19 protein-coding genes are annotated in these 24,584 nt (G+C 70.8%); 6 read left to right on the top strand and 13 right to left on the bottom strand.

The window, feature by feature from the left end:
• Positions 1-3: 3 nt before the first annotated feature.
• The 4 genes from DDV73_RS03485 to wecB form a co-directional block, all read right to left on the bottom strand.
• A complete protein-coding gene (locus DDV73_RS03485; RefSeq protein WP_154402592.1) occupies positions 4-1,695 on the bottom strand; it encodes a glycosyltransferase in 1,692 nt (563 codons plus the stop codon).
• Positions 1,696-3,807: an acyltransferase family protein gene (locus tag DDV73_RS03480; protein ID WP_109505858.1), complete on the bottom strand. Its 2,112-nt coding sequence runs from the start codon at positions 3,805-3,807 to the stop codon at positions 1,696-1,698.
• Complete coding sequence (locus DDV73_RS03475) at positions 3,804-5,552, bottom strand: glycosyltransferase family protein (protein WP_206050688.1); 1,749 nt, start codon at positions 5,550-5,552, stop codon at positions 3,804-3,806. Before DDV73_RS03475 ends, DDV73_RS03480 begins: the two co-directional genes overlap by 4 nt.
• An 80-nt stretch (positions 5,553-5,632) precedes the next feature.
• Positions 5,633-6,724, bottom strand: a complete 1,092-nt coding sequence (gene wecB, locus DDV73_RS03470) for a non-hydrolyzing UDP-N-acetylglucosamine 2-epimerase (protein ID WP_109505856.1) — start codon at positions 6,722-6,724, stop codon at positions 5,633-5,635.
• Positions 6,725-6,808: 84 nt separating this feature from the next.
• Here wecB and DDV73_RS03465 point away from each other — a divergent pair, with 84 nt between their 5' ends.
• Genes DDV73_RS03465 through DDV73_RS03445 form a run of 5 tightly spaced genes read left to right on the top strand, consistent with a single transcriptional unit; the run spans position 6,809 to position 12,567 of the window.
• Positions 6,809-8,542 carry a glycosyltransferase family 4 protein gene (locus tag DDV73_RS03465; RefSeq protein ID WP_109505855.1) on the top strand — a complete coding sequence of 578 codons (1,734 nt, stop codon included), beginning with the start codon at positions 6,809-6,811 and terminating at the stop codon, positions 8,540-8,542.
• The gene (locus DDV73_RS03460; RefSeq protein WP_109505854.1) at positions 8,539-9,807 is read left to right on the top strand and encodes a nucleotide sugar dehydrogenase; all 1,269 of its coding nucleotides are present in this window, start codon (positions 8,539-8,541) and stop codon (positions 9,805-9,807) included. The genes DDV73_RS03465 and DDV73_RS03460 overlap by 4 nt, the downstream gene beginning before the upstream one ends.
• Entirely contained in the window at positions 9,804-10,712 is a 909-nt protein-coding gene (locus DDV73_RS29015; protein ID WP_109505853.1) for an ABC transporter permease, read from the top strand. The genes DDV73_RS03460 and DDV73_RS29015 overlap by 4 nt, the downstream gene beginning before the upstream one ends.
• Complete coding sequence (locus tag DDV73_RS03450; protein ID WP_240617096.1) at positions 10,705-11,463, top strand: ABC transporter ATP-binding protein; 759 nt, start codon at positions 10,705-10,707, stop codon at positions 11,461-11,463. Before DDV73_RS29015 ends, DDV73_RS03450 begins: the two co-directional genes overlap by 8 nt.
• 6 nt (positions 11,464-11,469) lie before the next feature.
• Positions 11,470-12,567: a glycosyltransferase gene (locus tag DDV73_RS03445; protein WP_109505972.1), complete on the top strand. Its 1,098-nt coding sequence runs from the start codon at positions 11,470-11,472 to the stop codon at positions 12,565-12,567.
• Here DDV73_RS03445 and dacB read toward each other — a convergent pair.
• The 9 genes from dacB to DDV73_RS03400 form a co-directional block, all read right to left on the bottom strand.
• A complete protein-coding gene (gene dacB / locus DDV73_RS03440; protein WP_109505851.1) occupies positions 12,554-14,128 on the bottom strand; it encodes a D-alanyl-D-alanine carboxypeptidase/D-alanyl-D-alanine endopeptidase in 1,575 nt (524 codons plus the stop codon). The genes DDV73_RS03445 and dacB overlap by 14 nt on opposite strands.
• A gap of 103 nt (positions 14,129-14,231) precedes the next feature.
• A complete protein-coding gene (locus tag DDV73_RS03435) occupies positions 14,232-14,933 on the bottom strand; it encodes a hypothetical protein (RefSeq protein ID WP_109505850.1) in 702 nt (233 codons plus the stop codon).
• Complete coding sequence (locus tag DDV73_RS03430; protein ID WP_109505849.1) at positions 14,930-17,653, bottom strand: FtsK/SpoIIIE domain-containing protein; 2,724 nt, start codon at positions 17,651-17,653, stop codon at positions 14,930-14,932. Before DDV73_RS03430 ends, DDV73_RS03435 begins: the two co-directional genes overlap by 4 nt.
• A gap of 64 nt (positions 17,654-17,717) precedes the next feature.
• Positions 17,718-18,041: a hypothetical protein gene (locus DDV73_RS03425; RefSeq protein ID WP_109505848.1), complete on the bottom strand. Its 324-nt coding sequence runs from the start codon at positions 18,039-18,041 to the stop codon at positions 17,718-17,720.
• A 2-nt stretch (positions 18,042-18,043) separates the two neighbouring features.
• A complete protein-coding gene (locus tag DDV73_RS03420; RefSeq protein ID WP_154402591.1) occupies positions 18,044-18,790 on the bottom strand; it encodes a hypothetical protein in 747 nt (248 codons plus the stop codon).
• Positions 18,791-18,831: 41 nt separating this feature from the next.
• Positions 18,832-19,362 carry a DUF6244 family protein gene (locus tag DDV73_RS03415; RefSeq protein ID WP_109505846.1) on the bottom strand — a complete coding sequence of 177 codons (531 nt, stop codon included), beginning with the start codon at positions 19,360-19,362 and terminating at the stop codon, positions 18,832-18,834.
• Between the two features lie 94 nt (positions 19,363-19,456).
• Positions 19,457-20,053 carry a 3'-5' exonuclease gene (locus DDV73_RS03410; protein ID WP_240617095.1) on the bottom strand — a complete coding sequence of 199 codons (597 nt, stop codon included), beginning with the start codon at positions 20,051-20,053 and terminating at the stop codon, positions 19,457-19,459.
• Positions 20,054-20,127: 74 nt separating this feature from the next.
• Positions 20,128-22,206, bottom strand: a complete 2,079-nt coding sequence (locus DDV73_RS03405; RefSeq protein ID WP_109505845.1) for an elongation factor G — start codon at positions 22,204-22,206, stop codon at positions 20,128-20,130.
• Positions 22,207-22,308: 102 nt separating this feature from the next.
• Positions 22,309-22,872, bottom strand: a complete 564-nt coding sequence (locus DDV73_RS03400; RefSeq protein WP_109505844.1) for a restriction system modified-DNA reader domain-containing protein — start codon at positions 22,870-22,872, stop codon at positions 22,309-22,311.
• A gap of 158 nt (positions 22,873-23,030) precedes the next feature.
• On the opposite strand from DDV73_RS03400, the gene DDV73_RS03395 reads away from it, so the two are divergent.
• The gene (locus tag DDV73_RS03395; RefSeq protein WP_109505843.1) at positions 23,031-24,581 is read left to right on the top strand and encodes a CocE/NonD family hydrolase; all 1,551 of its coding nucleotides are present in this window, start codon (positions 23,031-23,033) and stop codon (positions 24,579-24,581) included.
• Positions 24,582-24,584: the final 3 nt, after the last annotated feature.

The following is a 24,584-nucleotide window of genomic DNA, read 5'->3' as shown; positions in this document are numbered from 1 at the left end:
GGCTCAGACCTCCACATGGGTCCGGGGGTCGCCGTAGAACTCCAGGCGTCCCGAGGCGGTGAGGAAGGTCGCGTCGGCGACCGTCCAGGTGTGGGCGGCGGCGTCGGTGCCGCGGATGGAGACGTAGTTGAACCGGTCGGCCGACCAGATCTTGATGCCCTCGGCGATCGCGCGGTCGAGGATGTCGCTGTCGACCGCGCGCGGGATGTCGCTGAAGCGCAGCGACCGCACCACGTCGCGGGTGAACAGCATCGAGCCGCCCTGGATCCGGCGCTGGTAGGCGTGCTCGGCGTCCGGGTATCTGAGGACGACGGCGCCGGTCGAGCGCAGCCAGACGTAGTGGGCCCACTTGCCGACGATGCCGGCGCCGCTGGTATCGAAGGCGTCCAGCAGGTCGGTGAGGTAGTGGGTGCCGTAGTGGTTGTCGTCGTCCATCTTCGCGACGTAGTCGCCGCCCGCGGCGTCCACGCCGAGGTTCATGCAGGCGCCCAGCGTCTCGGTCTCGTCGGCCTCGATCACCGTCAGGTCGGGTACGCCGGCGGCAGCCGCGCGGTCGCGCAGCTCGCCGTGGTCGACGCCCACGCCGTGCAGCACCAACACCAGCTCCAGGTCGCGGTGCGCCTGGCGGCCGACGTTGGCCAGCACGTTGTCGATCTCGTGCAGCCGGTTGGTCGGTACGACGGCCGACACGCTGCGGCCGACCGGCGTCGGCGGCCGGCCGATGGCGGTCAGGATCTCGTCGGCGCGGTGGGCGTAGGTGTGCTGGCGGCGTACCGCACGCAGCAGCCGGAGCCCCTCGCGGTCGCGCAGCTCGGGCTGGCGCAGCCGGGCCACGATCTCGCTGCGCAGGCCGGTGTCGTCACCGGGTGTCGGGACGCTGAGGCCTTCCGGCTGCGGGAGGCCGGCCAGCGAGACGACCGGCGTCCGCGCGGCGGCGGCGTCGAGGACGGTCCAGGTCGCTTTCAGGGCCCGCCGCGGCCCGTCGACCACGACCGCCGCCTCGGCGACCCCAGCCGCGGCCTCGGCGTACGTGCCGTCGCCGACCGCGCGCCAGGAGAGCAGCTTGGGCAGCGAGGCGCTGCTGTCCACGCGGCGTACGAACAGCTCCTCCTCCAGCGGGCGGACGGCGCGGGCCAGCACCGTCGCCACCTGACCGGCCACCGTCGGCGCGATCGGGCCGTCGACCACCACGGTCGCGCCGGCCCGGTCGTCGGTGGGCCGGACCCGGCCGGAGGCCGCGGGAGCCAGCAGCTGAGCGCCGGGCGCGATCTTCTGCCAGGCCTCGAGGTGGCCGGGATCGGCCACGAACACCACGGCCGCCTCCTTCGCCAGCGCCTCGACCTCGGCAGCGGGACCGCCACTCGTGGCCCACACGACGACCGGAATCGGGTCGCCGCTGGTTGACGAGATTGCGTCGCAACCGTCTCGCGCGCTGCCGTCGACGACCTCGACCAGCACCAGGTCGGCGTCCACGGGTGCCTGCCCACCCGGGACGCCGACCTGGGTCCACTCGGCCGAGAGACCGGTGGTCAGCCGGTCGCTGGCCAGCAGCACCGCGCGCACCTCGGGCCGAGCCGGGGTCCGGACCGGCGGGACGGCCCAGCCCGGCTGCGACCCGGCTGCGTCATACGAGCCGCGACCGATAGCGCGCCGTCCGTATGACGCAAGCTCGCGCCGCCAGGAGGTTGTACCCACTCAGATCACCCGGGCCTCGGTGAGCGCCTCTTCGAGGCGCGGTGCGAGGGTCTCAATGTAGGTCTTGGTGATGTGCGAGCCCTGCCGGTAGACCAGCACGTTGCCGATCACCGGCGCGCACTCCGCGGTCGGGCAGATCCAGTCGGTGAGGTCCAGGAACGGCACCTTCGCCTCCTTGGCCGCCGCGGCCTGCACTTCCGCACCGCTGCGCGCGACGCCCCATTCCCGCTCGTAGGTGCACTCGGTCAGCTCGTCGGGGTGCTCGGAGACGCAGGCGTAGACGTCCATCCCGGTCTGCGGCGTGTCGGCGAGTACGGCGACCTTCATGCCGGCGTCGCGCAGCTCGGTCCAGGTGTCGACCATGGCCGCCTGCATCGCGTCCTCGCTGAGCTCGCCGGACTCGTCGAACCCGCTGTCGCGTTGGCCGGCGGTGATCACCAGGTCCGGCTTGTTCTCCTTCAGCTCCGCGATCACGTTGTCGGCCCAGTCGCGGCAGGTGTCGTACGGCTCGCCGTCCAGCGAGGTGGTGATCTTGGCGAACTGGCACGCCGACTTGGTGTACGTCGTCACCCCCCAGCCGTTCTTCTTCGCCAGCACCTCCAGCGCCGGCACCCACTGCGCCGCCTTGGAGTCGCCGACGATGGCGATCTGCTCCTCGGCATCGGCCGGCCCGTAGGTGCAGGTCACCGGCTCGGAGCTCTCGACCTCGACCTGGCAGCCCTCGGCGTACAGGCCGGGCACATCCTTGGGCGCCTGCAGCGCGTCGGGCGTGATCCCGCCCTTGACGCTGTCGACCGGCTGGCCGGCGGCGTCGCGGGTCGGGCTGTCCGACAGCGCGGCCGCGCCCGGGACCGAGCCGGGCGCCAAGCTCGGCGAGACCGCCTGCGACAGGGCGACGACGAGGGCCAAGCCCGCGACCACGCCCGCGAGGGTGAAGTTCACGCCCAGGCTGAGCGCGACCTTGGGGCTGCGCGAGAGCAGCGAGTGGTTGCGGATCGGGTTCTCGACCAGCTTGAAGGTCAGCCACGCCGGCACAATCGTGAACACGACGATCCCGAGCCCGGTCAGCACCGAAATGCCGCCGAATTGCTCACGGGCCACGATCAGCGGCGGCCAGTGCCACAGGTACAGCGAGTAGGTCAGGTAGCCGATGAACAGCATGAACCGGTTGCCCAGGATCGACACCGGACCCGCTCTGCCGGCGGCCACACCGGCCGCGATCACCAGGCCGGTGCCGATCGTCGGCAGCGCGGCGTACGCGCCGGGCCAGGTCATCTCGGCGTGATAAATCCGGCCGGAGACCACGATCATCGCCAGCCCGCCCCAGGCCAGCGCGATCGCGAGACCGCGCGGCATCTTGTCCAGGTGTACGGCGAGGATCGCGACGAAGGCCCCGATCGTGAACTCCCACATCCGGGTGGTGGTGGCGAAGTACGCCGGCTCCGGCGTGGCCTTCGCGGCGTAGATCGCGTAGAGGAACGACGGCACCGCGACCAGCGCCAGGCCGCCGAGCAGCGCACTCTTGCGGCTCACGCCGAGCTTGGCCGCCGCCAGCACCGCGAGCAGCAGCAGGATCGGCCAGATGAAGTAGTACTGCTCCTCGACCGCCAGCGACCAGTAGTGCTGCACCGCGCTCGGCGTCACGTCCTCGGCGAGGTAGTCGACGCTGCGGTCGGCCAGCCGCCAGTTCACGAAGTAGAGCGCGGAGGCCACGATGTCGCCGCCGGTCGTCTCCCAGCGGATCTTCGGCACCCACAGCCAGGTCATCAGCGCGGTCGCGGCGAGCACCACCGACGACGCCGGCAGCAGCCGCTTGGCGCGCCGCGCGTAGAAGCGCATCAGCGAGACCCGGCCGGACCGCTCGACCTCCTTGAGCAGCTGCCCGGTGATCACGAACCCGGAGATCACGAAGAACACGTCGACCCCGACGAAGCCGCCCGGGAACAGCATCAGCCCCGCGTGGTACGGCAGCACCAGGAATGTCGCGACCGCGCGCAGCCCCTCGATGTCCTTACGGATCCGGGAGTTGCCGCGCGCCTCCTTCTTGTCCGTCTTCTTGGGCGCATCGGTGTCGGTCTTGTCGACGGCGGGGTCGGCCAGCAACGTCATCATGCCTCCGCATGCGGGATCGGGTCGCCGTAGAAGAGCAGCCGCGACGAGCGGCGCAGCAGCTCCTTCTCGGTGATCGGCCAGGTGTGCAGCGCGGGGTCGGCCCGGCGTACGGACACGAAGTTGAAGCGGTCGGCGCTGTAGACCGTCCCGCCGCGCCTGCGGACCTTCTCCAGGAAGGTCGTGTCGACCCGCCTGGGCAGGTCGGAGAACCGGAGCTCGGCCGCCAGGTCGCGGCCGAGCAGGAGGGTGCCGCCCTGCACGAGGTCGGTGAACCGGTGCTCGTGCTCGGCGAACCGCAGCAGGTTGGCGCCGCTGCTCTCCAGGTGGACCAGGTGCGCCCACTTGCCGGCCACGTCGGCGCCGGAGTAGTCCAGCGCCCGGACCAGGTCGGTCAGGTAGTGGCGGCCGTAGAAGTTGTCGTCGTCGACCTTCGCCACCAGCTGCCCGTCGGCCGCCTGGACGCCGAGGTTGAGGCAGGCGCCGAGCGTGAGGTCGGCGTCCGCACGCCGGACGACGAGGTCGGCGACGCCGGCCTCAGCCGCTCGCGCGTCGAGGTCGGCCGGCGGCGCGAACCCGTGCAGCACCAGCACCAGCTGTACGTCGCGGTAGGCCTGCTTGCCGATCGTGGCCAGCACGTGGTCGAGCTGCCCCGGCCGGATCGTCGGCACGATCACGCTGACGCCCGGACCGCTGGTTGAGGAGGTTGCGCTAGCAACCGTCTCGAAACCAAGGTCCACCGACCGCAGCACCGTGTCGACGCGGTGGCCGTAGAGGTGCTCGTCGTACACCCGGCGGTGGGCGCGCAGCGCGAGCCGGTCGCGGTACTCGTCGTGCTTGAGGAGTACGCCGAGCGCGGTGCGCGCCTCGTCCTCGTCATGGGCGACCTCGACGTCGGACCCGAAGAACGGCTCGACGCTGGCCGCCGGCGCGGTCACGATCGCGGTCTGCGCGGCGGACAGCTCGAACAGCCGCCGGCTGCACATCGTCTTGGACTCGGTGACCGAGTTGACGTTGAGGAACACCTTGTACGACGTGTACGCCGCAAGCATCCGCTCGTAGGGCAGCGAGCCGACGATGTGGCGGCGGAAGCGGCGCGGGAACCGGTAGCGCTTGTCGTCCTTCTGCATCCGCGACCAGATGTGCAGCCCGAACTCGGTCGCCGGGGCGAGCAGGTACTCCATCTGCCGGCGCCGGTCCGGGTGCTTCTCCGCGAACCAGGTGCCCGCGAAGGCGACGTCATAGACGCGACCGCGACCACGGCGTACCGGGTTGTGGATGGCCGGCTGCGCGGCGAACGGCAGCAGGTCGATCCTGTCGTGGCCGAGGTCACGCAGGTAGTCCGGGATCTTGTCGGCGTCGACGGTGAACACCTGGTCGAACAGCCGCGCGGTCTCCAGGAACCGGTCGTAGTTGGGCGGGTCCTCCTTGTTCCAGAAGATCGTCGGAATGCCCTGCTGCCGGCACCACGTGACCAGCGCGCGCAGCTCGTCGCTCGGCTGGTCGTCGCGGGTCATGTGCAGCCGCCACGCACCGTCGTTGCCCTGCCACGCCGACTCCACGAACAGCAGGTCCGGCGAGCGCTCCGGCAGCACCTGCCGCCAGTTCTCGGGCGTGATCGCCACCTGGTCCCACTCGGACCGGAACGCCAGCGCCGAGAACGGATCCAGGATCACCGCCGCCGTCAGCGCCCGCCGCGGCGGCAGCTCCGGAGGCGTATACGACGGGATCAAGACGCGTTGCGGCACAGGCGCTCGCAATCGCGATCGCAGTCGCCGGGCCCGGGCGCGCAGAGCGGCCCGAACACGTGGGGAGAGCTGAGCCACCGTCAGAGCACCCCGACCAGGACGTCCGCGATCCGGGGGCCGGCCTGCCCATCCCACAGCGGCGGCACCTTGTGCTCGACATCGGGGGCGGCCAGTACCTCGCCGACGGCGTACGCCAGGTCCTCGCGGGTGACCAGCCGGTTGGTGCCGTGGGTGATGGTGACCGGGCGCTCGGTGTTGGGGCGCAGGGTCAGGCACGGTACGCCGAGCACCGTGGTCTCCTCCTGGACGCCACCCGAGTCGGTGACCACGGCGGTCGCGCCGCGAACCAGGCCGAGGAACTCGACGTACCCGAGCGGCTCGACGACCGAGATCCCGCCGTGCTCGAGCAGGCCCGCGGCCTCGAGGCCGGCGCGGCCGCGCGGGTGCAGCGGGAGGACGACCTCGAGCTGGTCGGCGACCGAGTGCAGTGTCTTGACCAGCGCCTGTGCGTCGGCGGCGGAGTCAACGTTGGCGGGACGGTGCAGGGTGGCCACGGCGTAGGCACCCTCGAGGTCGTGCTGCTCGCGCGCGGCGGCGACGTCGAAGCGGTCCAGGTTGGCCAGCAGGGTGTCGATCATCGGGTTGCCGACCAGGTGGATCTTGTCGGCGTGGACGCCCTCGTTGCCGAGGTGGGCGACCGCATCCGCGCTGGTGCACAGCAGTACGTCGGAGAGCCGGTCGGTCACCAGCCGGTTGACCTCCTCCGGCATCGTCGGGTCGAACGAGCGCAGCCCGGCCTCGACGTGCGCGACCGAGATGTGCAGCTTGGCGGCCACCAGCGCGGCGGCGAGCGTGGAGTTGACGTCGCCGTACACGACGACCAGCGCGGGTGGCGCCTCCAGGAACAGCGACTCCAGCGCGGTCATGATCGACCCGGTCTGCTGGGCGTGTGTCCCGGAACCGACGCCGAGGTTCACGTCCGGCTCGGGCAGGCCGAGCTGGCGGAAGAACACGTCCGACATCCGCTCGTCGTAGTGCTGCCCGGTGTGCACCAGGGTCTGCGGCACCCCACGGTCGGCCAGCGCCGCGATCACCGGCGCCGCCTTGGGGAAGTTCGGCCGCGCACCGGTCACGTGAAGCACGCCTGCAGCTGTCGCCGTACTGGTCGGCATCTCGAGAGCACCCTTTCGTCGTTTCAACGTAACTCTAGTAGATTACTGGAGAAACATTGAAACGGAGCCAGGAAGGAGCTGTCGATGCACGTCCTCATCGCCACCTCCGTCGCCCGCCGCCACCTCGGCCGCGGCCGTCAGCACGTGACCCTGATCGCCCTCCGCGCCCTCCCATCTGCAGTACGCCGCGCCGCCACCCGCCTCCCCGCCAACTGGCCGATCACGGCCCTCGCACTCGCCGCGTCCGGCCGCCGCGACGAAGCCCTCACCCACCTAGAGCAAGCACCCCCCACCAACCCCGTCATCGAAGCCGCCCTCCTCCTCGGCGCCCACAACCTCCCCACCCCCACCCACCGCCTAGCCGCCCTGGCCGCCTCCCGCCACGGCGAGCTCACCGAAGCCCTCATGCACGCCACCCCCGGCACCCCCCTCCACCGCCACCTAAAAGCAGACCTCGCCCTCCTCACGCCAGCAACAGAAGCCGGACGTGCCGGCGCCGGGGGCTCCGCGCCCTCGCCGGGCAGCGTCAAGGGGCTTGGCCGCGGCGGCCGGAGGAGCGCGCAACCAAAGGCAACGCCGCCCGGCCGACGCGCCGCCCCAGCGCCCGGCGAGGGCGCGGAGCCCCCGACACCGGCACACCCGCGACCCACCGTCCTCCACCTAACAACCAACGCCCTCCCAGAGACCGTCGCCGGCTACACCCTCAGAACTCACGGCATAGCCAAGGCCCAGAAGGAACAAGGCCTCGACGTCCACGTAGCAACCCGACTCGGCTTCCCCGTCACCAAGGGCCACCTGCGAGCCAGGGCCACCGAGACGATCGACGGAGTCGAGTACCACCGCCTCCTCGCCACCGTGCCGGCTCGCGCCGACAAGGCTCTGGCCAAGGACATCGAGCGGACGACCCGCCTCGTCGAACGGCTAAGCCCGGACGTCCTGCACGCCCACACCAACCACCTCAACGGTCAGGTCGCGCTGGCGGTGCGGGAGCGCACGGGCATCCCGGTCGTCTACGAGGTGCGCGGCTTTCTCGAGGAGACCCGGCGCAGCGCCGACGGACTCACGAGCGAGACCTACCTGCTCGCCCAGCAGGCCGAGACCTGGTGCATGCAGCAGGCCGACGCGGTGGTCACGCTCAGCCGGACGATGGCCGACGCCATCGTGGCCCGCGGGATCGACCCGGCCAAGATCACGGTCGTCCCGAACGGCGTACCCGACTCGCTGCTCGCAGGGGCCATGAGCCCGCAACTGCGCGGAAACGGGCCGCTCACCGCCGGTTTCGTCGGCACCCTCAACGACTACGAGGGCGTCGACGTGCTGATCCGCGCGGTCGCGAAGACCCACGACGTCCGGCTGTTGATCGTCGGCGACGGCCCGGCGCGGGCGTCCCTCGAGCAGCAAGCTGCGGGGATGCAGGTCACCTTCACCGGCCGGGTGGCGCCGAGCGAGGTGGCCGGGCGGTACGGCGAGATCGACGTGTTCTGCCTGCCGCGGCACGACCTGCCGGTGACCCGCCTGGTCCAGCCGCTGAAGCCGCTGGAGGCGATGGCGCTCGGCCGGCCGGTGATCGCGTCCGACCTGCCGCCGCTGCGGGAGATCGTCACCGACGAGACAGGCCGCCTGGTGCCGCCGGACGACGACGCCGCGCTCGCCGAGGCCCTCACCGACCTCGCCGACCAACCCGACGTACGCCACAGCCTCGGCGCCGCCGCCCGCGACTGGGTGGCCGCCAACCGCACCTGGTCCCGCGCGGCCAGCACCTATTCCGACCTCTACGCAGCACTCGCAACACAACCTGAAGTGGGAGAACCCGCATGACGAACCAAGACATCGACCTCGTCGTCCTCGGCCTCGGGTACGTCGGCCTGCCGCTCGCCCACGAGGCCACCCTCGCGGGGCTGCGCGTGGTCGGCCTCGACGTCAGCACCCGGGCCGTCGACGGCCTGAACGCCGGCCACTCCCACGTGGACGACCTCAGCGACGCCGACATCCAGGCGATGGTCGACGCCGGCTTCGTCGCGACCACCGACGAGAGCGTGCTGGCTCGGGCCGCGGTCGCAGTCGTGTGCGTGCCGACGCCACTCGGCGCGGGCGGTGGTCCGGACCTGGGCGCGGTCCGCAAGGCGATGTCGGCAGTGGCCCGGCACCTGCACGACGACCAGCTCGCGATCCTGGAGTCCACGACGTACCCCGGCACCACCGACGAGGTTGTCAGGCCGATCCTGGAGTCGGTCTCCGGCCTCACCGCCGGCAAGGACTTCCACCTCGCGTTCAGCCCGGAGCGGATCGACCCCGGCAACGCGGAGTACGGCCTCAAGAACACCCCGAAGGTCGTCGGCGGCCTGACCCCGGCCTGCACCGCGCGGGCGAGCGCGTTCTACGGCAAGTTCGTCAACACCGTCGTCGAGGCGGCCGGACCGGCCGAGGCCGAGACCGCGAAGCTGCTGGAGAACACCTACCGGCACATCAACATCGCGCTGGTCAACGAGATGGCGCGGTTCTGCCACGAGCTCGACATCGACCTGTGGGACGTCATCCGGTGCGCCAGCACCAAGCCGTTCGGCTTCCAGGCGTTCTACCCGGGTCCCGGCGTCGGCGGCCACTGCATCCCGATCGACCCGAACTACCTGTCCCACAACGTGCGCGCCAAGCTCGGCTACCCGTTCCGGTTCGTGGAGCTGGCCGAGGAGATCAACGCCACGATGCCGGCGTACGTCGCGCACCGGGCGCAGAACCTCCTCAATCAGGCCGGCAAGGCGACTTCACGGGCCGACGTACTGTTGCTCGGCGTGACGTACAAGCCCGACATCGCCGACCAGCGTGAGTCGCCTGCGGTGCCCCTGGCCCGCCAGCTCTCGCTGCTCGGCGCCACCGTCAGCTACCACGACCCGCGGGTCCCGGAGTGGCACGCCGGCGTCCCGGTGACGCGGGTCGACGACCTGGCCGCCGGCATCGCCGACGCGGACCTGGTGATCCTGGTCCAGAACCACAAGGAGTACGACGCCGACGCGCTCGCCGCCGACGCCTCGCTGTTCCTGGACACTCGCGGCGTGACCACCGGCGCGGAGGCCAGTCGCTTATGAGCGCCCCTTCGCCGAGTGCTCCGCTGGTTGAGGAGGTTGCGCAGCAACCGTCTCGAAACCAAGGAGCGGCCGCGCTTGCCGCTCAGCACGGCCTGACCAGGATCGGCGGGCGGCCCCGGCTCTCGGCGTACCTCAAGGACCTGTGGCAGCGCCGCCACTTCGCGCTGAAGCTCGGCAGCTCGCGCGCCTACGCGCGCAACCAGGACAGCTTCCTCGGCCAGCTGTGGGCGGTACTGACGCCGCTGCTGTGGGCAGGGGTCTACCTGTTCGTGTTCGGCGTACTGCTGAAGACCGACCGCGGCGTCGAGAACTTCGCCGGCTTCCTGGTGATCGGGGTGTTCCTGTTCCGGTTCACCGCGTCCTCGATCTCGGCCGGCGCGAAGGCGATCACCGGCAACAGCTCGCTGATCTCCTCGCTGCAGTTCCCGCGGGCGCTGCTGCCGATCGCGGTGGTGGTCGCGGAGTTCGTCGCGCTGCTGCCGGAGCTGGTGGTGCTGGCCGCGTTGGTGCTGGTCACCGGCGAGCCGGTCCGCGTCCAGTGGCTGCTGTTGCTGGTCGCGGTCGGGCTGCAGCTGCTGTTCAGCCTCGGCGTCGCGTTCATCGTGGCGCGGGCGGTCGCGGAGATCCGCGACGTCGGCAACCTGATCCCGTTCGTCATCCGGGCGCTGATGTACGTCTCCGGTGTCTTCTTCTCGATCGACCACTATGCGGGTGGCGGCCTGCTCGGCGACATCCTCACCCACAACCCGATGGCGATCTACCTGGAGCTCGGCCGCGCGTCGCTGCTCGAGGGACAGTCGGTCGGACTCGACATCTGGGCGTGGGGCGCCGGCTTCGCGGTGGTCACGCTGGTCGGCGGGTTCCTCTACTTCTGGCACGGAGAGGAGAAGTACGGCCGTGTCTGACGCTGACGCCGGACTCTCGCTGATCGTGGATGACGTCCACGTCAAGTACCGCACGTACGGCGGTCGTCGCCGTACCGCCGACTCCGGGCCGCCGACCCGGCGCTCCCGGCTGGCCCAGCACGTCGGCGCGGTCGACTCCGTGCACGCCGTCCGCGGGGTCAGCTTCACCGCCGAGCACGGCGAGTCGATCGGGCTGATCGGCCACAACGGCTCCGGCAAGTCCACGCTGCTGCGCGCGATCGCGGGCGCCGTACCCACGGCCGGCGGCGCCGTCTACACCTCCGGCACCGCCTCGCTCCTCGGCGTCAGCGGCGCGCTGATGAAGAACCTCAGCGGCGAGCGCAACGTGACGCTCGGCGCGCTCGCCCTTGGGCTGACGCCGGCGCAGGTCGACGAGCAGCGCGACGAGATCATCGAGTTCGCGGGCATCGGCGAGTTCGCCGACCTGCCGATGAAGGCCTACTCGTCGGGCATGTCGGCGCGGCTGCGGTTCGCGATCTCGACGGCCGCCCGGCCCGACATCCTGATGATCGACGAGGCGCTGGCCACCGGCGACGCGGCGTTCAAGAAGCGCAGCCAGCAGCGGATCGACGAGATCCGCGAGCACGCCGGCACCGTGCTGCTGGTCAGCCACTCGATGTCGACCATCCGCCGCTCCTGCGACCGCGCGCTGTGGATGGACCACGGCCGGCTGCTGCAGGACGGGCCGGTCGACGAGGTCGTCGACTCCTACCTCGAGTCGCAGGCGTAGGTGTCGATGCGGGCGCTCGTCGTCACCGTCGTCCACCACCCGGACGACGCCCGGATCCGGCACCGCCAGATCGCCGCGCTGCTGGCGGCCGGGTGGACGGTCACCTACGCGGCGCCGTGCACGGCGTACGGCGTGACGCCCGTGCGCGGCGGCGGTCTGACGACCGTGGACCTACCGCGCGCGTCCGGACGGCGGCGGACCGCCGCGCTCCGGGCGGCCCGCGGGCTGATCGCGGCCCAGGCGGCCGACCACGACGTCGTACTCCTGCACGACCCGGAGCTGCTGCTGGTCGCCGGCGCGGCCGCGGGTACGCCGGTGGTGTGGGACGTCCACGAGGACACCGCGGCCGCCGTGTCGATGAAGCCGTGGCTGCCGTCGCTGCTGGCACGGCCGGCGAACGCGGCGGTCCGGTCGGTCGAGCGGGCCGCCGAGGGGCGGGCCGGGCTGCTGCTGGCCGAGGACGCCTACCGGTTCCGGTTCCGGCACGCGCACCCCGTCGTACCCAACACCGCGCTGGTGCCCGCGACCGTGCCGCCGCCGGACCACCCACGCGTGGTGTACGTCGGCCACCTCACCCGAGCCCGCGGCGTGGTCGAGATGATCGACCTCGGCCGGCGGCTGGCCGGCAGCGGCCTGCGAGTCGAGCTGATCGGGCACGCCGACGAGTCGTCCACCGAACTGCTGCGCGCTGCCGACCACGAGGGCGTGGTGACCTGGCACGGCTTCCTGCCGCTCGCCTCCGCCATGGAGCGGGTCACGGGCTCGCTCGCCGGGCTGTCACTGCTGCACGACGAGCCGAACTACCGGCACTCCCGGCCGACCAAGGTGATCGAGTACCTCGCCCAAGGCGTCCCCGTGATCACGACTCCCCTGCCGCTGGCGCGGCATCTTGTGGCGGAGTCCGGCGGCGGGCTGGTCGTCGGCTTCGGCTCGTCGTACGCCGCCGCCTCGGCCGTGCGCACCCTGTGGCAGCACACCGACCAGCGGCACGCCATGGGTGCCGCCGGCCACGCGTATGCCCGCCGCCATCTCGACTGGTCGGTGCACGCCCCGGGCTTCGTCGAGGCGCTCACCTCCTACGCCCGTCCCGTCAGCAGGCCTTGACCCACGAGCACTCGACGTCGGCGCCGCCCTCGTCGCCGCTGCGGCTGCGCTTCGGCGTGACCGCCTCCGGTGTCCCGTCCTGGGTGTACGACGCCAGCGTGACCGCCACGGCGTCCTCGACCGGGCGCGGGGTGGTGAGGTAGTTGTTCGAGATCATCGAGAACACCAGCTCCCGGCCGTCGGCGTCGGTGACGTAGCCCGACAGCGCGGTGACGCCGGTAAGCGAGCCGGTCTTGGCGTGCACGTTGTTGGCCGCCGGGGTGTTGAGCATCCGGGCGCGCAGGGTGCCGCCGACGAACCGGTTCGGGTTGCCCGCGATCGGAAGCGCGTTGTACCACTGCTCGAACCACGGCTCCTTGGCGGCGGCCACCAGCACGTCGGAGACGGCGTCGGCGGTGAGGTTGTTCTTGCGGGTCAGCCCGGAGCCGTCGGACAGCCGGATGGTCGCGGTGTCCGCGCCTGCGCTCTTCGCGTGCGCCGCGATCACGCCGAGCCCGGCCGGCCAGGTCCCGGCGCCCGCCTTCTCCTTGCCGAGGGTCTTGGTCAGCGTCTCGGCGTGCAGGTTGTTGGACAGCTTCAGGAACGGCGTCATCAGCTCGCCGAGCGGCATCGACTCGTCGCGCGCCAGCCGCTGGGCGTCGGCCGGGGTGACGCCGGTGGTGACCCGGCCGCCGAGCCGGATGCCGGCCTCCTTCAGGGCGCGCTTGAACAGGTCGGCGGCGTACCTGGTCGGCTCCCAGACGGTCTCCCAGGACGTGCTGGTCGCGCCGCCGGCCGGAACCGAGCCGCTGACCAGGATCCGGTTGGTGCCGTGCTCCCGCTCGATGCGCAGCGTGCTCGCCGAGCCGGGCGCGCCGGTGGCGACGGTGCCGACCAGACGCACCACGCTGGTCTTGGGTACGACGGTGAGCGTGGCCGCCTCCCCCACGGCGGCGCCGGGCTTGGTCTGCACCATCACGGTGCCGCTGTCGTAGTCGGTGTTCGGCGCGGCGGTCAGTGCGGAGACCTGCGCGGCGTACAGCTCCTGCTCGTCGTCCCACGCCCAGCTGTCGCCCAGCCGCACCGAGTCGAAGTAGCTGTCGTCGGCGACCAGGTCGCCGGTGACCCGCCGTACTCCCGCCGTCTTCAGGTCGGTGGCCAACTTGCCGTAGTCGGCCGCCAGCGTCGTCGGGTCGCCGAAGCCCTTGAGGTAGAGGTCGCCGCCGATCACGCCGTCCTGGACCGGCGCCGTGGCCAGCGCGTCGGTGTGGAAGCGGAAGTCCGCACCCAGCTGCTCCATCGCGGCCGCCGAGGTCAGCAGCTTCATGTTGGACGCCGGCAGCAGCCGGTTCTTGCTGTTGCGGTCGTAGAGAACGTCGCCGGTGTTTGCGTCCCGCACCACCAGGCCCACCTGGGACCCGTCGTACCGCGGGTCGGCGAGCAGGGCGTCCAGCTGCTTGGTCAGCCCGTCCTCGGCTGCGGAGGCTCGGTCTGGGGCCGGACTGAAGCCGGGTACGACGAGGCCCGCGGTCGCGAGCGCTGCGGCGGCAATGGCAAGGGAGGTACGGCGTGGGTGATTCACTGCAAGGGCTCCTCGTGGGTGGAAGAGATGGCGTAGCGAGACTGACAGGCCCGCTTTACCTTGCTATGACTCGCCCCGCGATGAGTCGGTTGGTTGTCTGCCGCTACTTCTTGAGATCCGGGCTCGTCCGGCCGCCGCGAACCTGCAGCGTCAGGAAGCGCCAGGCGATCAGCACGAACAGGACCGCGAAGTAGACCATGGTCCCGGTCGGCACGAACGCGTCGACCGCGAAGATGCACAGCGCGGTTGCCACGAACGCCGCCACCCCCACCGCGAACGGCCGGGCCTTCCCCGTCGTCGCCTTCCGCACCGTCCACATCGCAAACGCGACCAGCACGAACGTCGCCGCCGCCTCGGTCGGCTCCCGGCCCACCCACCACCCCCATGCCCCCGCGAGCAGCGGGAGTCCGACGTACGCCGCCACCTGCTGCCACCGGGTCCGCGTCATCGACGCCTGCGCCCGCGCCTGCTGCAGCTGGTCGGCGGTCTGCGTGAGCTGCGCCGCCAGGCCGTCCATCTGCTTCTTGGCGTCCTCGAGGCTCGTCGGCGTGGTCACCTCGACCTCGGTACGCCGCCCCTCGGCACGCACGCCCGCATCGGCCAGCGTCCGCCCCGCATGCTCCGTGAGTCCCGCCGCCTGCCGGTCGATGTGTTGGCGTCGCTCCTCGGTCGCCTTCACCTGAGCCGCCGCCGCCTCGCGGTCCTTGATCAGCCGGCCGGCCATCTGGTCCTGCTCCTGACGCGCACCCGCGCGCGCCTTCGCGACCTCGCCCAGCGCCGCGGCGTACTCCTGCCAGGCAGTCACCGGCCCACCGCCGCCACCACTCGGTCGACATCTCCCTGCACCAGCGGCGCGAACGGCACCACGACCACCGGCTCCGGCGAGATCCCGTCCCAGAGCAACGCGCGGTTCGACTCCGAGGCCCAGCTCACGAGCGGACCGCAGACGGTGCGGACGCCGTCGACGGGATGCCGGAGGAAGGCGTAAGCCGAGACGTTCGACCGCTCCCAGCCCAGGTGGTCGTCGACGACGTGCAGCCGGTTCCACCAGGCGAAGGTCACGATGCCGACCGACGGCCCGTCGCTCATCACCTCGGCCAGCGACTCGGACGCGCGGGGCGCGAACTCGATGTCGGCCTTCATCCGCGGCACCAGATGCATGCCGATGCCCAGCACGTAGGTCAGCTCGATGCCGGCGCCGCCGTCGACGACCTGCCGGAGCTCATGGATCTTGGCCAGGATCTTCTCGGGCTGGTCGACCAGCTCCACGTCGCAGCCGATGCCGATCAGGCTCTGCACGAGTGCGGCCTTGCCCTCGCCGGTCGAGCGGTCGGCGGCGGTGCCGTCGAGTACGACGAACCGCGGCCGCCGCGACTGCTGGGCGGCAGCCGAGATCGCCATGCCGGACAGCACCCCGATCGCGTCCATCGCACCGTCGCCGAGCACGATCACGCCAGAACCCGGGTCCTCTCTGACCTGCACCGCACGCGGCGTCTCGTCGACCGCGATCGGCAGTCCGGCCCAGGCCTCCACCACGGCTCCAGCCGCTGGTGGCTGGCTCGTGAGGGTGTCGCCGAGGTCCGCCGACTCGCCGACGTGGAACACCCTCGGCGGGACGACCGGCCCGGCCGCCCGCGCCCGGGCATGCAGCTTGTTCCGGAGCTCGGCCAGGGTGTCCGGCGGCGCGAAGCTCACCAGCACCCGCTGGTTGTCCTCCGGCGACCCGAAGTTCGCGTTGAGGATCGCCTCACCGCGGAACTGCAGGTCGGCGGCCGCTGTGTTGCCGGAACGGAGCACCGACTGCGAGTCGGACTGGGTGCTCTTGAGCGCGATCCGGTACGGCACCTGACCGAAGATCGAGTCCCGGCGGTAGGCGATGCCACTCATGCCCTCGATCGTCTGCGTCGCCAGGACCAGGTGCACGCCGTACGCACGGCCCTGCCGCATCAGCTTCTCGATCAGCCGCACGGCCTCGTCGGCGATGTCGTCGTCCTCCTCCATGAGCACCTGGAACTCGTCGAGGACGACCAGGATCCGCGGCGGGCGATCCGGATCGTTGGCGAGCTGAGCCAGGTCCGTGACGTTGCCGCGCTCCTTGAAGAAGGTGCTGCGCCGGCCGAGCTCGGTGTTGAGGTGCCGGAGAACGGCGAGGCCGAATGCCCGGTCACTGTGGACGCCGAGCACCTTCACGTGCGGCAGCCAGTGGGCGCGGCCGTGGGCGGGACCCAGCCCGGCGAACTCGACGCCGTGCTTGAAGTCCAGGAGGTACATCTCCAGGTCGCGCGGGGAGTAACGCACCGCCAGCCCGTGGATCATCACCAGCAGCAGGTTGGACTTGCCCTGGCCGGCGGCACCGCCGATCAGGATGTGCGGGAGGGCGGGGTTGCCGGTGCGCAGCCGGAGCCTGGCCGGTGTCCGGTCGTCGTACCCGATGATCGTGCTCAGCTCGTCGCGCGCGGGCTGCCACCACTCCGAGTCGTCCGGCAGCGTGCTGGCGAAGTCGATGGTGGGGAGTACGGCGCCGTCGGCGAGGTCGGTGACGATGCTGACGATGTCGGACGTCGTCGTGGCGTCGAACGGAGGGTCGAGCCGGACCGAGATGCCGGGGAAGTGACTGAAGGTGGCGCGCTCGCCCGTGACCTCGACCCGCGCCAGGTGATCCACGAGTTGCTCGGGCCGCACTCCCGATGCCGGCGCGATCTTCTGGTCGGCGTGGACCAGGAAGACGATGCCGCGATCCGCTGCGGTCGCCGCGAGCCGGAGCAGGTCGCGCTGGCTGGCCTCGTCGATGCCGGAGGGATAGTCGAACAGCGCCACGATCCGGTACGGGTCCTTGACCGCCGCGCCGCTGTCGAGCAGCTGCTCGAACCGCCGATAGCCGAGCTGCGTCATCCGCCCCGCCCGCTCCGAGGAGAGCTCGACCAGGCTCGAGAGCACGTCGCGGAACTGGTCGACGGTGTTGACCGACCTCGGCACGATCTGCGGGTACTTCGACGTGATCTGCCGGAGCAGCCCCATCGCACCTGTCAGGCGCGGGTCGAAGGAGTCGACGCGCAGCCGGAACGGCGGCGCGGTCGCGACCAGCCGCAGGGCCAGTGACTGGACCAGGCGGTGGCCCGACGACGGCGTGTCGGCGAGCACCTGCCAGCCGTTGGTGCCCAGCAGGGGTGCAATGACCGGTACCGATCCCGTCCCTTGCTCCAGGTCGCCGAGCCGGACGTACGGTCCCACACCGGCGCCGACGTACTCGCGGGACCTCCAGCCGGGCGCGGCCGGTGGCTCACCCGCGAGTCCCGGCGCCAGCTGGGCCGCCAGGCGTACGGCGTCCGGCGCGATCCGGCTGGCCGCTGCAGCGGCTGCGACGTCCGCGTTAGGCGCCTTGGCCATCCGACCGCCCTCGACCTGGCGCTGCGCGTCGAGGGCCTCTTGGTGCTGTTCCTCGGCGAGATCGCGGGCGTCGGCGCCGAGCCTGTCGACCGCGGCCGCGAGTCCCCGCAGCCGCGCCTCCAGAGCGGCCACACTCATGCGTTCCGCCACGTCCACCCCTCGCTACCAGGATCCAGCCGCACCGAATATGGCACAGAGCCGATCACTCGGAAGGAACTGGTGTCAGCCCCGCCGCCCTGATCCCCTCGATGAGCTCGGTGCGCCATTGCGCCAGTTCAGCGTCCGACGGCGGGTTCCCGTCCGGATAGGTGACGTCGAGGAACCAGGGCCGACCGTCTGCACGACACAAGGTCACCTCGGTCGCGTCGGCGCCATCACCCTTGAGGTCCTTGTATCCGAACTCAGCGTCCCAGTCATCGGTAAGGCGTCCTTCCGGCTCGAGCCCCAGAGCCTCCCGAAGCCGATCGAGACTGCTTTGGGTCAGTGGCTCTTGGATACTCACCGTAAAGGCCGTGGACGATGCCATTCTCAGTTGTTCCTCTCGATTACCCAATCAGTCGACTTGAAGTGTGACGAGATCTGGGGCGAGTTGTCGGGCGGCCCCGAAGATCTGAACAGTGCTGGCGCTACCGGACGTCCGAGGCGCCTGCCCTCGCGTCTAGCCCACCTCTTCAGGGCCGGGAACGCCTTGCGAAAGGCCCGCTTGTTCACGAATCCAAACTGCTGGCTCTCAAAGGGTCCCGAGATGTCTCCGAATATCCACTTCTTCTGGCACTTCTGAACCATCACGTCGGAGGAGATCTGAACGTCGTAGTCGCTGGGATCACGGTCAAGCCCCAGCTTGTGGTGGGAGTCGAACGGCCTGCGTAGCGGTCGATCGGAACTACCACCGAACCAATCCATCAGTCCCTTCAGCGCCCTGCTCTTGTCGATCCTCTCCTTGGTGGCGACCTCGTCCGGCAGGTTCGCGACGTCCTCTTCGGTCCACAGGTGCTTGTGTCTGCCTGAGAAGAAGTAAGCGGCCGATCCCTGGAGACGGATGTCGACCTGGTCAGGTGAGACTCCGTCCTCCTCGAGTGCGGCATACAGGCCGGCCTTGAACTGGTCGTAGTCCTCCGGCGTCATGCCGAGAGGCGCCTCTCGCATCTTCCACCACCTCGCTTGCTGCGCGGTCAGGCCAACGAAGTTGGCGTCAGTCGGAGTGAGCCGACGACCGCTGTCATCGGCAGGCAGCAGCGCGGCGGTCTCCTGCCAGGGCACGTCCGGCTTGTTCACCACGCCGTTCGAGGCAGCCGAGCCAGGCGGGCTGGACCCGCCTACGCTTTTCCCCCGTCGCCGGCCCCCCGGGCCTCGCCGATGACCTCGTCGTTGCGCTGGACGGCGGCGCTGACCGCGCCGATCACGCCTGGCAGCGGCTTCTTGATGTCTTCCAGCAGCGCCAGCAACGGACCGGGCTGGGAGCCCTTCAGGACCGTCGCGACCGCGGACTGCAGCCCGTCGACCTGATTGGAGACGCCTTGCAGGCGCCCGGGGATGTCACCGATCTGCTTCCCGGCCGGCTCGAGGTCGGACACGACATCGTCACCCGTCGGGTCCTTCGGCACCGTCGCCACCCGCGCCGCGGCCTCGCCGAGCGTCTTCTGTTCGGCGACGAGCGCCTGGCCGATCTTGCCCAGGCTTTGGACGACGTCGCCGATCCCCCGCGCCATCCGCGTCAGGCCGGTCTTGCCGAGCCGCTGCTCAACCTGCCGAGCATGATGACGCGCGCGCTGGACCGCGCCAGTGGCCGCATCCAAACCCGACGCGCCTTCCTTCAACGCGTCTACGACCTTCGCAACCTCGGCCACGGCAGCTCACCCCGAAATCCTCGTCAATCCTGGACAGATCCGACACTAACGGAGTACGCCGACAGCGCGCAGCAGCCATCCACAGGCACGGACCTCAGCTCTCCCTTCGGCCCCGCCACGTCATCAGCTGCTGGCAGAGCTCGGCCTGCTCGACGGCGTCGTCGAGGGCGTTGTGGGTATGCGGGCGCTTGGACAGCAGGTGCTTGGGCATGTACCGCTTGGTCGACCGCGACAGCACGGCGCCGGACTTCACGGAGTACATCGTCTTCATGTCCAGGCAGCGGGAGTGGCCGAACGGCGAGCCGGTCGCGGCGTACCGGATGAAGTACCAGTACATCCACATCCAGTCGAAGCTCAGCGGGTAGGCGACGAAGACCGGCATCGCGTCCAGCTCGCTACCCACGCCCCTGACCCAGGCCGCAGCCTCGGTCATCGCCTCGGCCGGGTCCCGGCCGTCGCGGAGGAGTACGTCGCGGTCCAGGCCGCTCACAGCCAGCGCCTTCGGGTCGAACCGGTCGCCGATCGGCCGTAGCTCGGCGTAGAACGTCTCCTCATCCGGGTCGGTCGCCCGGAACTCGCTCCCGTCGTACACGCCGGCGACCGCCAGCCCGAAGCTGAGCATCGAGTAGTCGCCTGGGATCGGGCCGTCGGCCTCGATGTCCACCGAGATCAGTACGTCAGGTCTTGCCAATTTCGATATCCCTTCGACTTGTCATGAACAAAGTCGGCCAGGATCACTCATGCCGGCAAACCACGTCAACCTATTTAGAAGCGCCGCGCCGTGACCTGACGCGCGAGCTCCTCGCTCATGGGCTCGTAGTGGGCGAAGGTCCGGGTGAAGGTGCCGGACCCATGGGTCGCCGAGCGCAGGTCGATGGCGTACCGGCCTAGCTCGGTCTGCGGCACCAGCGCACGTACGACGGTCCGGTCGGCCCCGAGCTTGTCGGTGCCGAGCAGGCGGCCGTGGCGCGCCGACAGGTCGCTCATGACGGTGCCGACCAGGTCGTCGCCGACCAGCACGGCCACCTCGTCGTACGGCTCCAACATCGTGACCGCACCGTCGGCCGCCGCCTCACGCAGCGCGAGCGCGCCGGCGTTCTGGAACGCCATGTCCGAGGAGTCGACGCTGTGCGCCTTGCCGCCGACCAGCGTCACCCGGAGATCGACCACGGGGTATCCGTTGCGCACGCCGCGCTCCATCTGCGTGCGCACGCCCTTCTCGACGCTCGGGATGAACTGCCGGGGTACGGCGCCGCCCACGACCTGGTCGACGAACTCGAACCCGCCGCCCTCCGGCAGCGGTTCCACGATGATGTCGCAGATGGCGTACTGACCATGCCCGCCGGACTGCTTGACGTGCCGCCCGTGGCCGGTGCAGCGCTGCCCGAACGTCTCGCGCAGGGGTACGACGAGCTCGCGCTGCTCGACCGTCACGCCGAACCGGCCGCTCAGCCGACCGAGCGCCACGTCGGCGTGCGCCTCGCCCATCACCCACAGCACCAGCTGCTTGGTCTCGGCGTTGTTGTCAACGCGGAGGCTGGGGTCCTCGGCGGCGAGCCGGGCCAGCGCCTGCGGTAGCCGGTCCTCGTCGGACTTGGTCGCCGCCTCGATCGCCACCGGCAGCAGCGGCTCGGGCACGTTCCAGGGCTTCATCACTCGCGGCGCATCGGCCGTCGAGAGGGTGTCGCCGGTCTCGGCGCGCGACAGCCGGCCGACCGCGCCGATATCGCCGGCGAGCACTCGCCCGGCGGGGACCTGATGTGCGCCGAACGGATAGCCGAGGGTGCCGATCCGCTCGTCCTCGTCGTGGTCGGCATGGCCGGCGTCGTCGCCGAAGAACGACGCGAAGTGCCCGGATACATGGACCGTCGAGTCGGGGACCAGCGTTCCGGAGAACACCCGCACCACGCTCACTCGACCGACGTACGGGTCGCTGGTGGTCTTGACGACCTCGGCGACCAGGTCGCCACCGGCTTCGCACGTCGCGTGGCCGGAGGCCGCGCCGGCCGGGGTGAACACCTCCGGTGGCGGGTGCTCCGAGGGAGCCGGGAACCCGCGCTCGAACAGGTCGAGCAGCTCCCCGCAGCCCACGCCGGTTGCGGCGCACACCGGCAGCACTGGGAAGAACGTCGCCCGGGCCACCGCCTTCTCGAGGTCGACGACCAGCAGGTCCTCGTCGATCTTCTCGCCGGCGACGTACCGGTCCATCAGCGTCTCGTCCTCGGACTCCTCGATGATGCCCTCGACCAACTCGGCCCGCCGCTCGTCGTCGCTTGCCACGGTGAGCAGCGACTCGAGCTCGGCGCCGCCCGCGAGCGGTACCGACACCGCCAGCACCCTGTCGCCGAACGCCGCTCGCGCCGCCGCCAGCACGCCGCCGAAGTCGGCCCGGGCGTGGTCGAGCTTGGTAACCGCCACCGCCCGCGGCATGCCGACCTCGCCGCATTCGCGCCACAGCTGGCTGGTCGCGTCATCGACGGTCTCGTTGGCCCCCATCACGAACAGCGCGGAGTCCGCGGCCCGAAGCCCGGCGCGCACCTCGCCCACGAAGTCGGCGTACCCCGGGGTGTCGATCAGGTTGACCTTGATCCCGCGGTACGCCACAGGGGCGACCGCGAGCGAGATCGACCGGCCGTGGGCCGCCTCGTCCTTGTCGGAGTCACACACGGTCGTGCCGTCGACGACCGAGCCCGCCCGGCCGATCGCTCCGGACGCCGCCAGCAGCGCCTCGACCAGCGACGTCTTGCCCGACTGGCTGGGGCCGACCAGGACGATGTTGCGTATCCGGCTGCTGTCGGACACGTCCAGGTCATGAGCGGTGGCTTTCCGTCCCTTCTCCGCCATGTAATCAACCAACATCGTTCTGGCGGGCGGCACAAGGGAAACCTAGATAGCGAAGGCCGCGGCCCTTCCGGACCGCGGCCTCCTTGATGCTTAGGGAGCGACTCAGTCGTCGGATTCGGCGTCTTCGGACGGCGTACGACGCGGGCGCCCGCGGCCTTCGCTGCGGAACTCACCGCGCGGGCCCTCGCCGCGACGGCCGTGCCGGCGCGGGCCGTTCCGCCGGGGACCGCGGCGGGACTCGCCGTCGCGCTCGCCCCAGAGCTCACGCAGGGAGCTGCCGTCGCTCGCGCGCTTCCAGACGCGCCAGCCGTTGACCTCGTAGCCGGCCAGGTACTTCGCAGCCGCGGACGGGCTGTCGGCGACGTACCCGTCGTCGAGGTGGAGGCGGCCGTCCTCGCCGATGCGCGCGGTGTGCTGGGTGCCGCTGTTGCGACGATCCCAGACCAGCTGCTCATCCTGCTCGAGGAGGCCGTCGTGGATCATTCGAGCGAGCCGCCGGCTCGCCCCTTCGCCCTCACCGCGTCGTGGGCGGTTGGCGGTCGTGCGCGGCGCGGGCTCGAGTTCGAGGATCCGGCGGAGCACGGTGTTCGGAGTGTCGACAAATGCCTCGGCCCGCGCCTGCAACAGCGCGTAGACCTCGTCGTCGACTCGGATCGTGGGACACATAGTGATGCCTTTCGTTGTTCTGTCCTTTCGTCAAGCGATCTGTCTGTGGATCGCTACACGCACAGTGTGACAGACAGACAGATTAAATGGCAAGTACAGCGTGACGCGGTCGCGCCGTGCCGCGTTGTCCCGGCACCACCACACACCGAGGGACTGCCATGAACCACCGCCTCGCACTGACCGCCGCTGCCGCACTCGCCGCCACGCTGCTCGCCGTACCCGCTCCGACAACCGCCCAGCCAGCACCTGCGGCCGCAGGCCACACGGTTCGGCACGGCTGCGTCACCAGCCGCCCCGAGCCGGGCACGACCGCGCCGGTCCAGATCTGCTACTCGCTGTTCCGGCCGGCGAGCGCAACCGCCACGCACCAGGTCCCGATGATCCTCGAAGGCCACGGCTGGGGCGGCCAGCGCACTCGCGACGCGGCCGCGTTCCGCCGCTACCTCGACCGCGGGTACGGCGTGCTCTCCTTCGACCAGCGCGCCTGGGGTGAGAGCGGCGGTAAGGCGCACCTGCAGAACCCGCACATCGAAGGCCACGACCTCCTCAAGCTGGTCCGCCTGATCAGCAAGCTGACCTGGGTCCGGCAGGACGGTCCCGGCGACCCACGGCTCGGCGCGATCGGTGGCAGCTACGGCGGCGGCCACCAGTTCCTCGGCGCGTTCCGCCACCTGATGTCGCGCGGCAAGCCGGTCTTCGACGCGCTCGCCCCCGAGATCACCTGGTGGGACCTCAACGACACCCTGGCTCCGGATGGCGTCGCCCGCTCGGAGTGGGTCGCCGCGCTGACCGCGGTCTCCCTGACCAGTGACGCACTGCAGCCGAAGGTGCTGGCCTCGGTCGCCGAGGGCTTGGCCACCAACCGCTGGCCCGACGGCTCCATCCCCGGCACCCTCGACGTGACCGCCTTCATGGAGAAGAACGGACCGCGCTGGCACGCAAGCCAGGGCCGCCTGCTAGACATCCCGGTGCTGTTCCACCAGGGCTCCACCGACACCCTGTTCCCGTTGGAGCAGGGCCTGAAGAACTGGTCCGGCGCGCTCACTGCCAAGGCGCGCCGACAGAGCATCTTCGTCGGCTTCAACGGCGGGCACGTGCTGCCGCCGATCTTCCCGCCCCGCACCCATCCCGCCGGCGACCCGTGCACGAAGCGGCTCGGCGGCGGCGACTTCACCGCCCTCGCGCTGCGCTTCTTCGACGAGAAGCTCCGCGGCCGGTCGACCGGACTGCACGGTTACGGCAAGGTCCACCTGTCGACGCCGGCCAACGCGTGTACGACGGTCCGGTCGGCGGCCGCGGACGCGGCGTACCGCGTGGGCCAGGTGGTCTCCCCGACCACGGCCGGCGTACCGCTGAACACGCTGGTCGCGAAGGGGCCGATCCGGATCGCCGGCAGGCCCTACCTCACCGGCAACGTGACCGCGGTCGGGCTCGACAGCCGCGCCTTCTACGGCCTGGCCGTCGGCACCAGCCCGCTGGACGCGCAGCTGGTCCAGGCCAACGTGCTGCCGGTCAGCGAACCGACGCCGGTCGTCGGCGCCGCCCGGCGGGTAGCGCTGCCGGCGGTCGCGATCGACGTACCCGCCGGCCAGTCGCTCTACCTGCTGGTCACGCCGGTCCACGACACGTTCGTCGCGTCCGGCAGCCGGCTGCCCGGCGTGATCACGATCGATGACACGGTCGTGCACCTGCCGGTCGTGGGGAACTAGCGC

This window comes from Nocardioides speluncae, assembly GCF_003121585.1.
Taxonomy (GTDB): domain Bacteria; phylum Actinomycetota; class Actinomycetes; order Propionibacteriales; family Nocardioidaceae; genus Nocardioides; species Nocardioides speluncae.
Note: the sequence above shows the minus strand (reverse complement) of the source record. Positions and strands in the feature narration are given on the sequence as shown.

Coding starts and splice junctions, on each gene's coding strand:
- DDV73_RS03480 (WP_109505858.1), bottom strand. CDS start 3,807: ATGATGACGTTGCTGGCCGACCCCGCCGTCGACAAGACCGACACCGAT.
- wecB (WP_109505856.1), bottom strand. CDS start 6,724: ATGCCGACCAGTACGGCGACAGCTGCAGGCGTGCTTCACGTGACCGGT.
- DDV73_RS03465 (WP_109505855.1), top strand. CDS start 6,809: ATGCACGTCCTCATCGCCACCTCCGTCGCCCGCCGCCACCTCGGCCGC.
- DDV73_RS03460 (WP_109505854.1), top strand. CDS start 8,539: ATGACGAACCAAGACATCGACCTCGTCGTCCTCGGCCTCGGGTACGTC.
- DDV73_RS29015 (WP_109505853.1), top strand. CDS start 9,804: ATGAGCGCCCCTTCGCCGAGTGCTCCGCTGGTTGAGGAGGTTGCGCAG.
- DDV73_RS03445 (WP_109505972.1), top strand. CDS start 11,470: ATGCGGGCGCTCGTCGTCACCGTCGTCCACCACCCGGACGACGCCCGG.
- DDV73_RS03430 (WP_109505849.1), bottom strand. CDS start 17,653: ATGAGTGTGGCCGCTCTGGAGGCGCGGCTGCGGGGACTCGCGGCCGCG.
- DDV73_RS03425 (WP_109505848.1), bottom strand. CDS start 18,041: ATGGCATCGTCCACGGCCTTTACGGTGAGTATCCAAGAGCCACTGACC.
- DDV73_RS03405 (WP_109505845.1), bottom strand. CDS start 22,206: ATGGCGGAGAAGGGACGGAAAGCCACCGCTCATGACCTGGACGTGTCC.
- DDV73_RS03400 (WP_109505844.1), bottom strand. CDS start 22,872: ATGTGTCCCACGATCCGAGTCGACGACGAGGTCTACGCGCTGTTGCAG.
- DDV73_RS03395 (WP_109505843.1), top strand. CDS start 23,031: ATGAACCACCGCCTCGCACTGACCGCCGCTGCCGCACTCGCCGCCACG.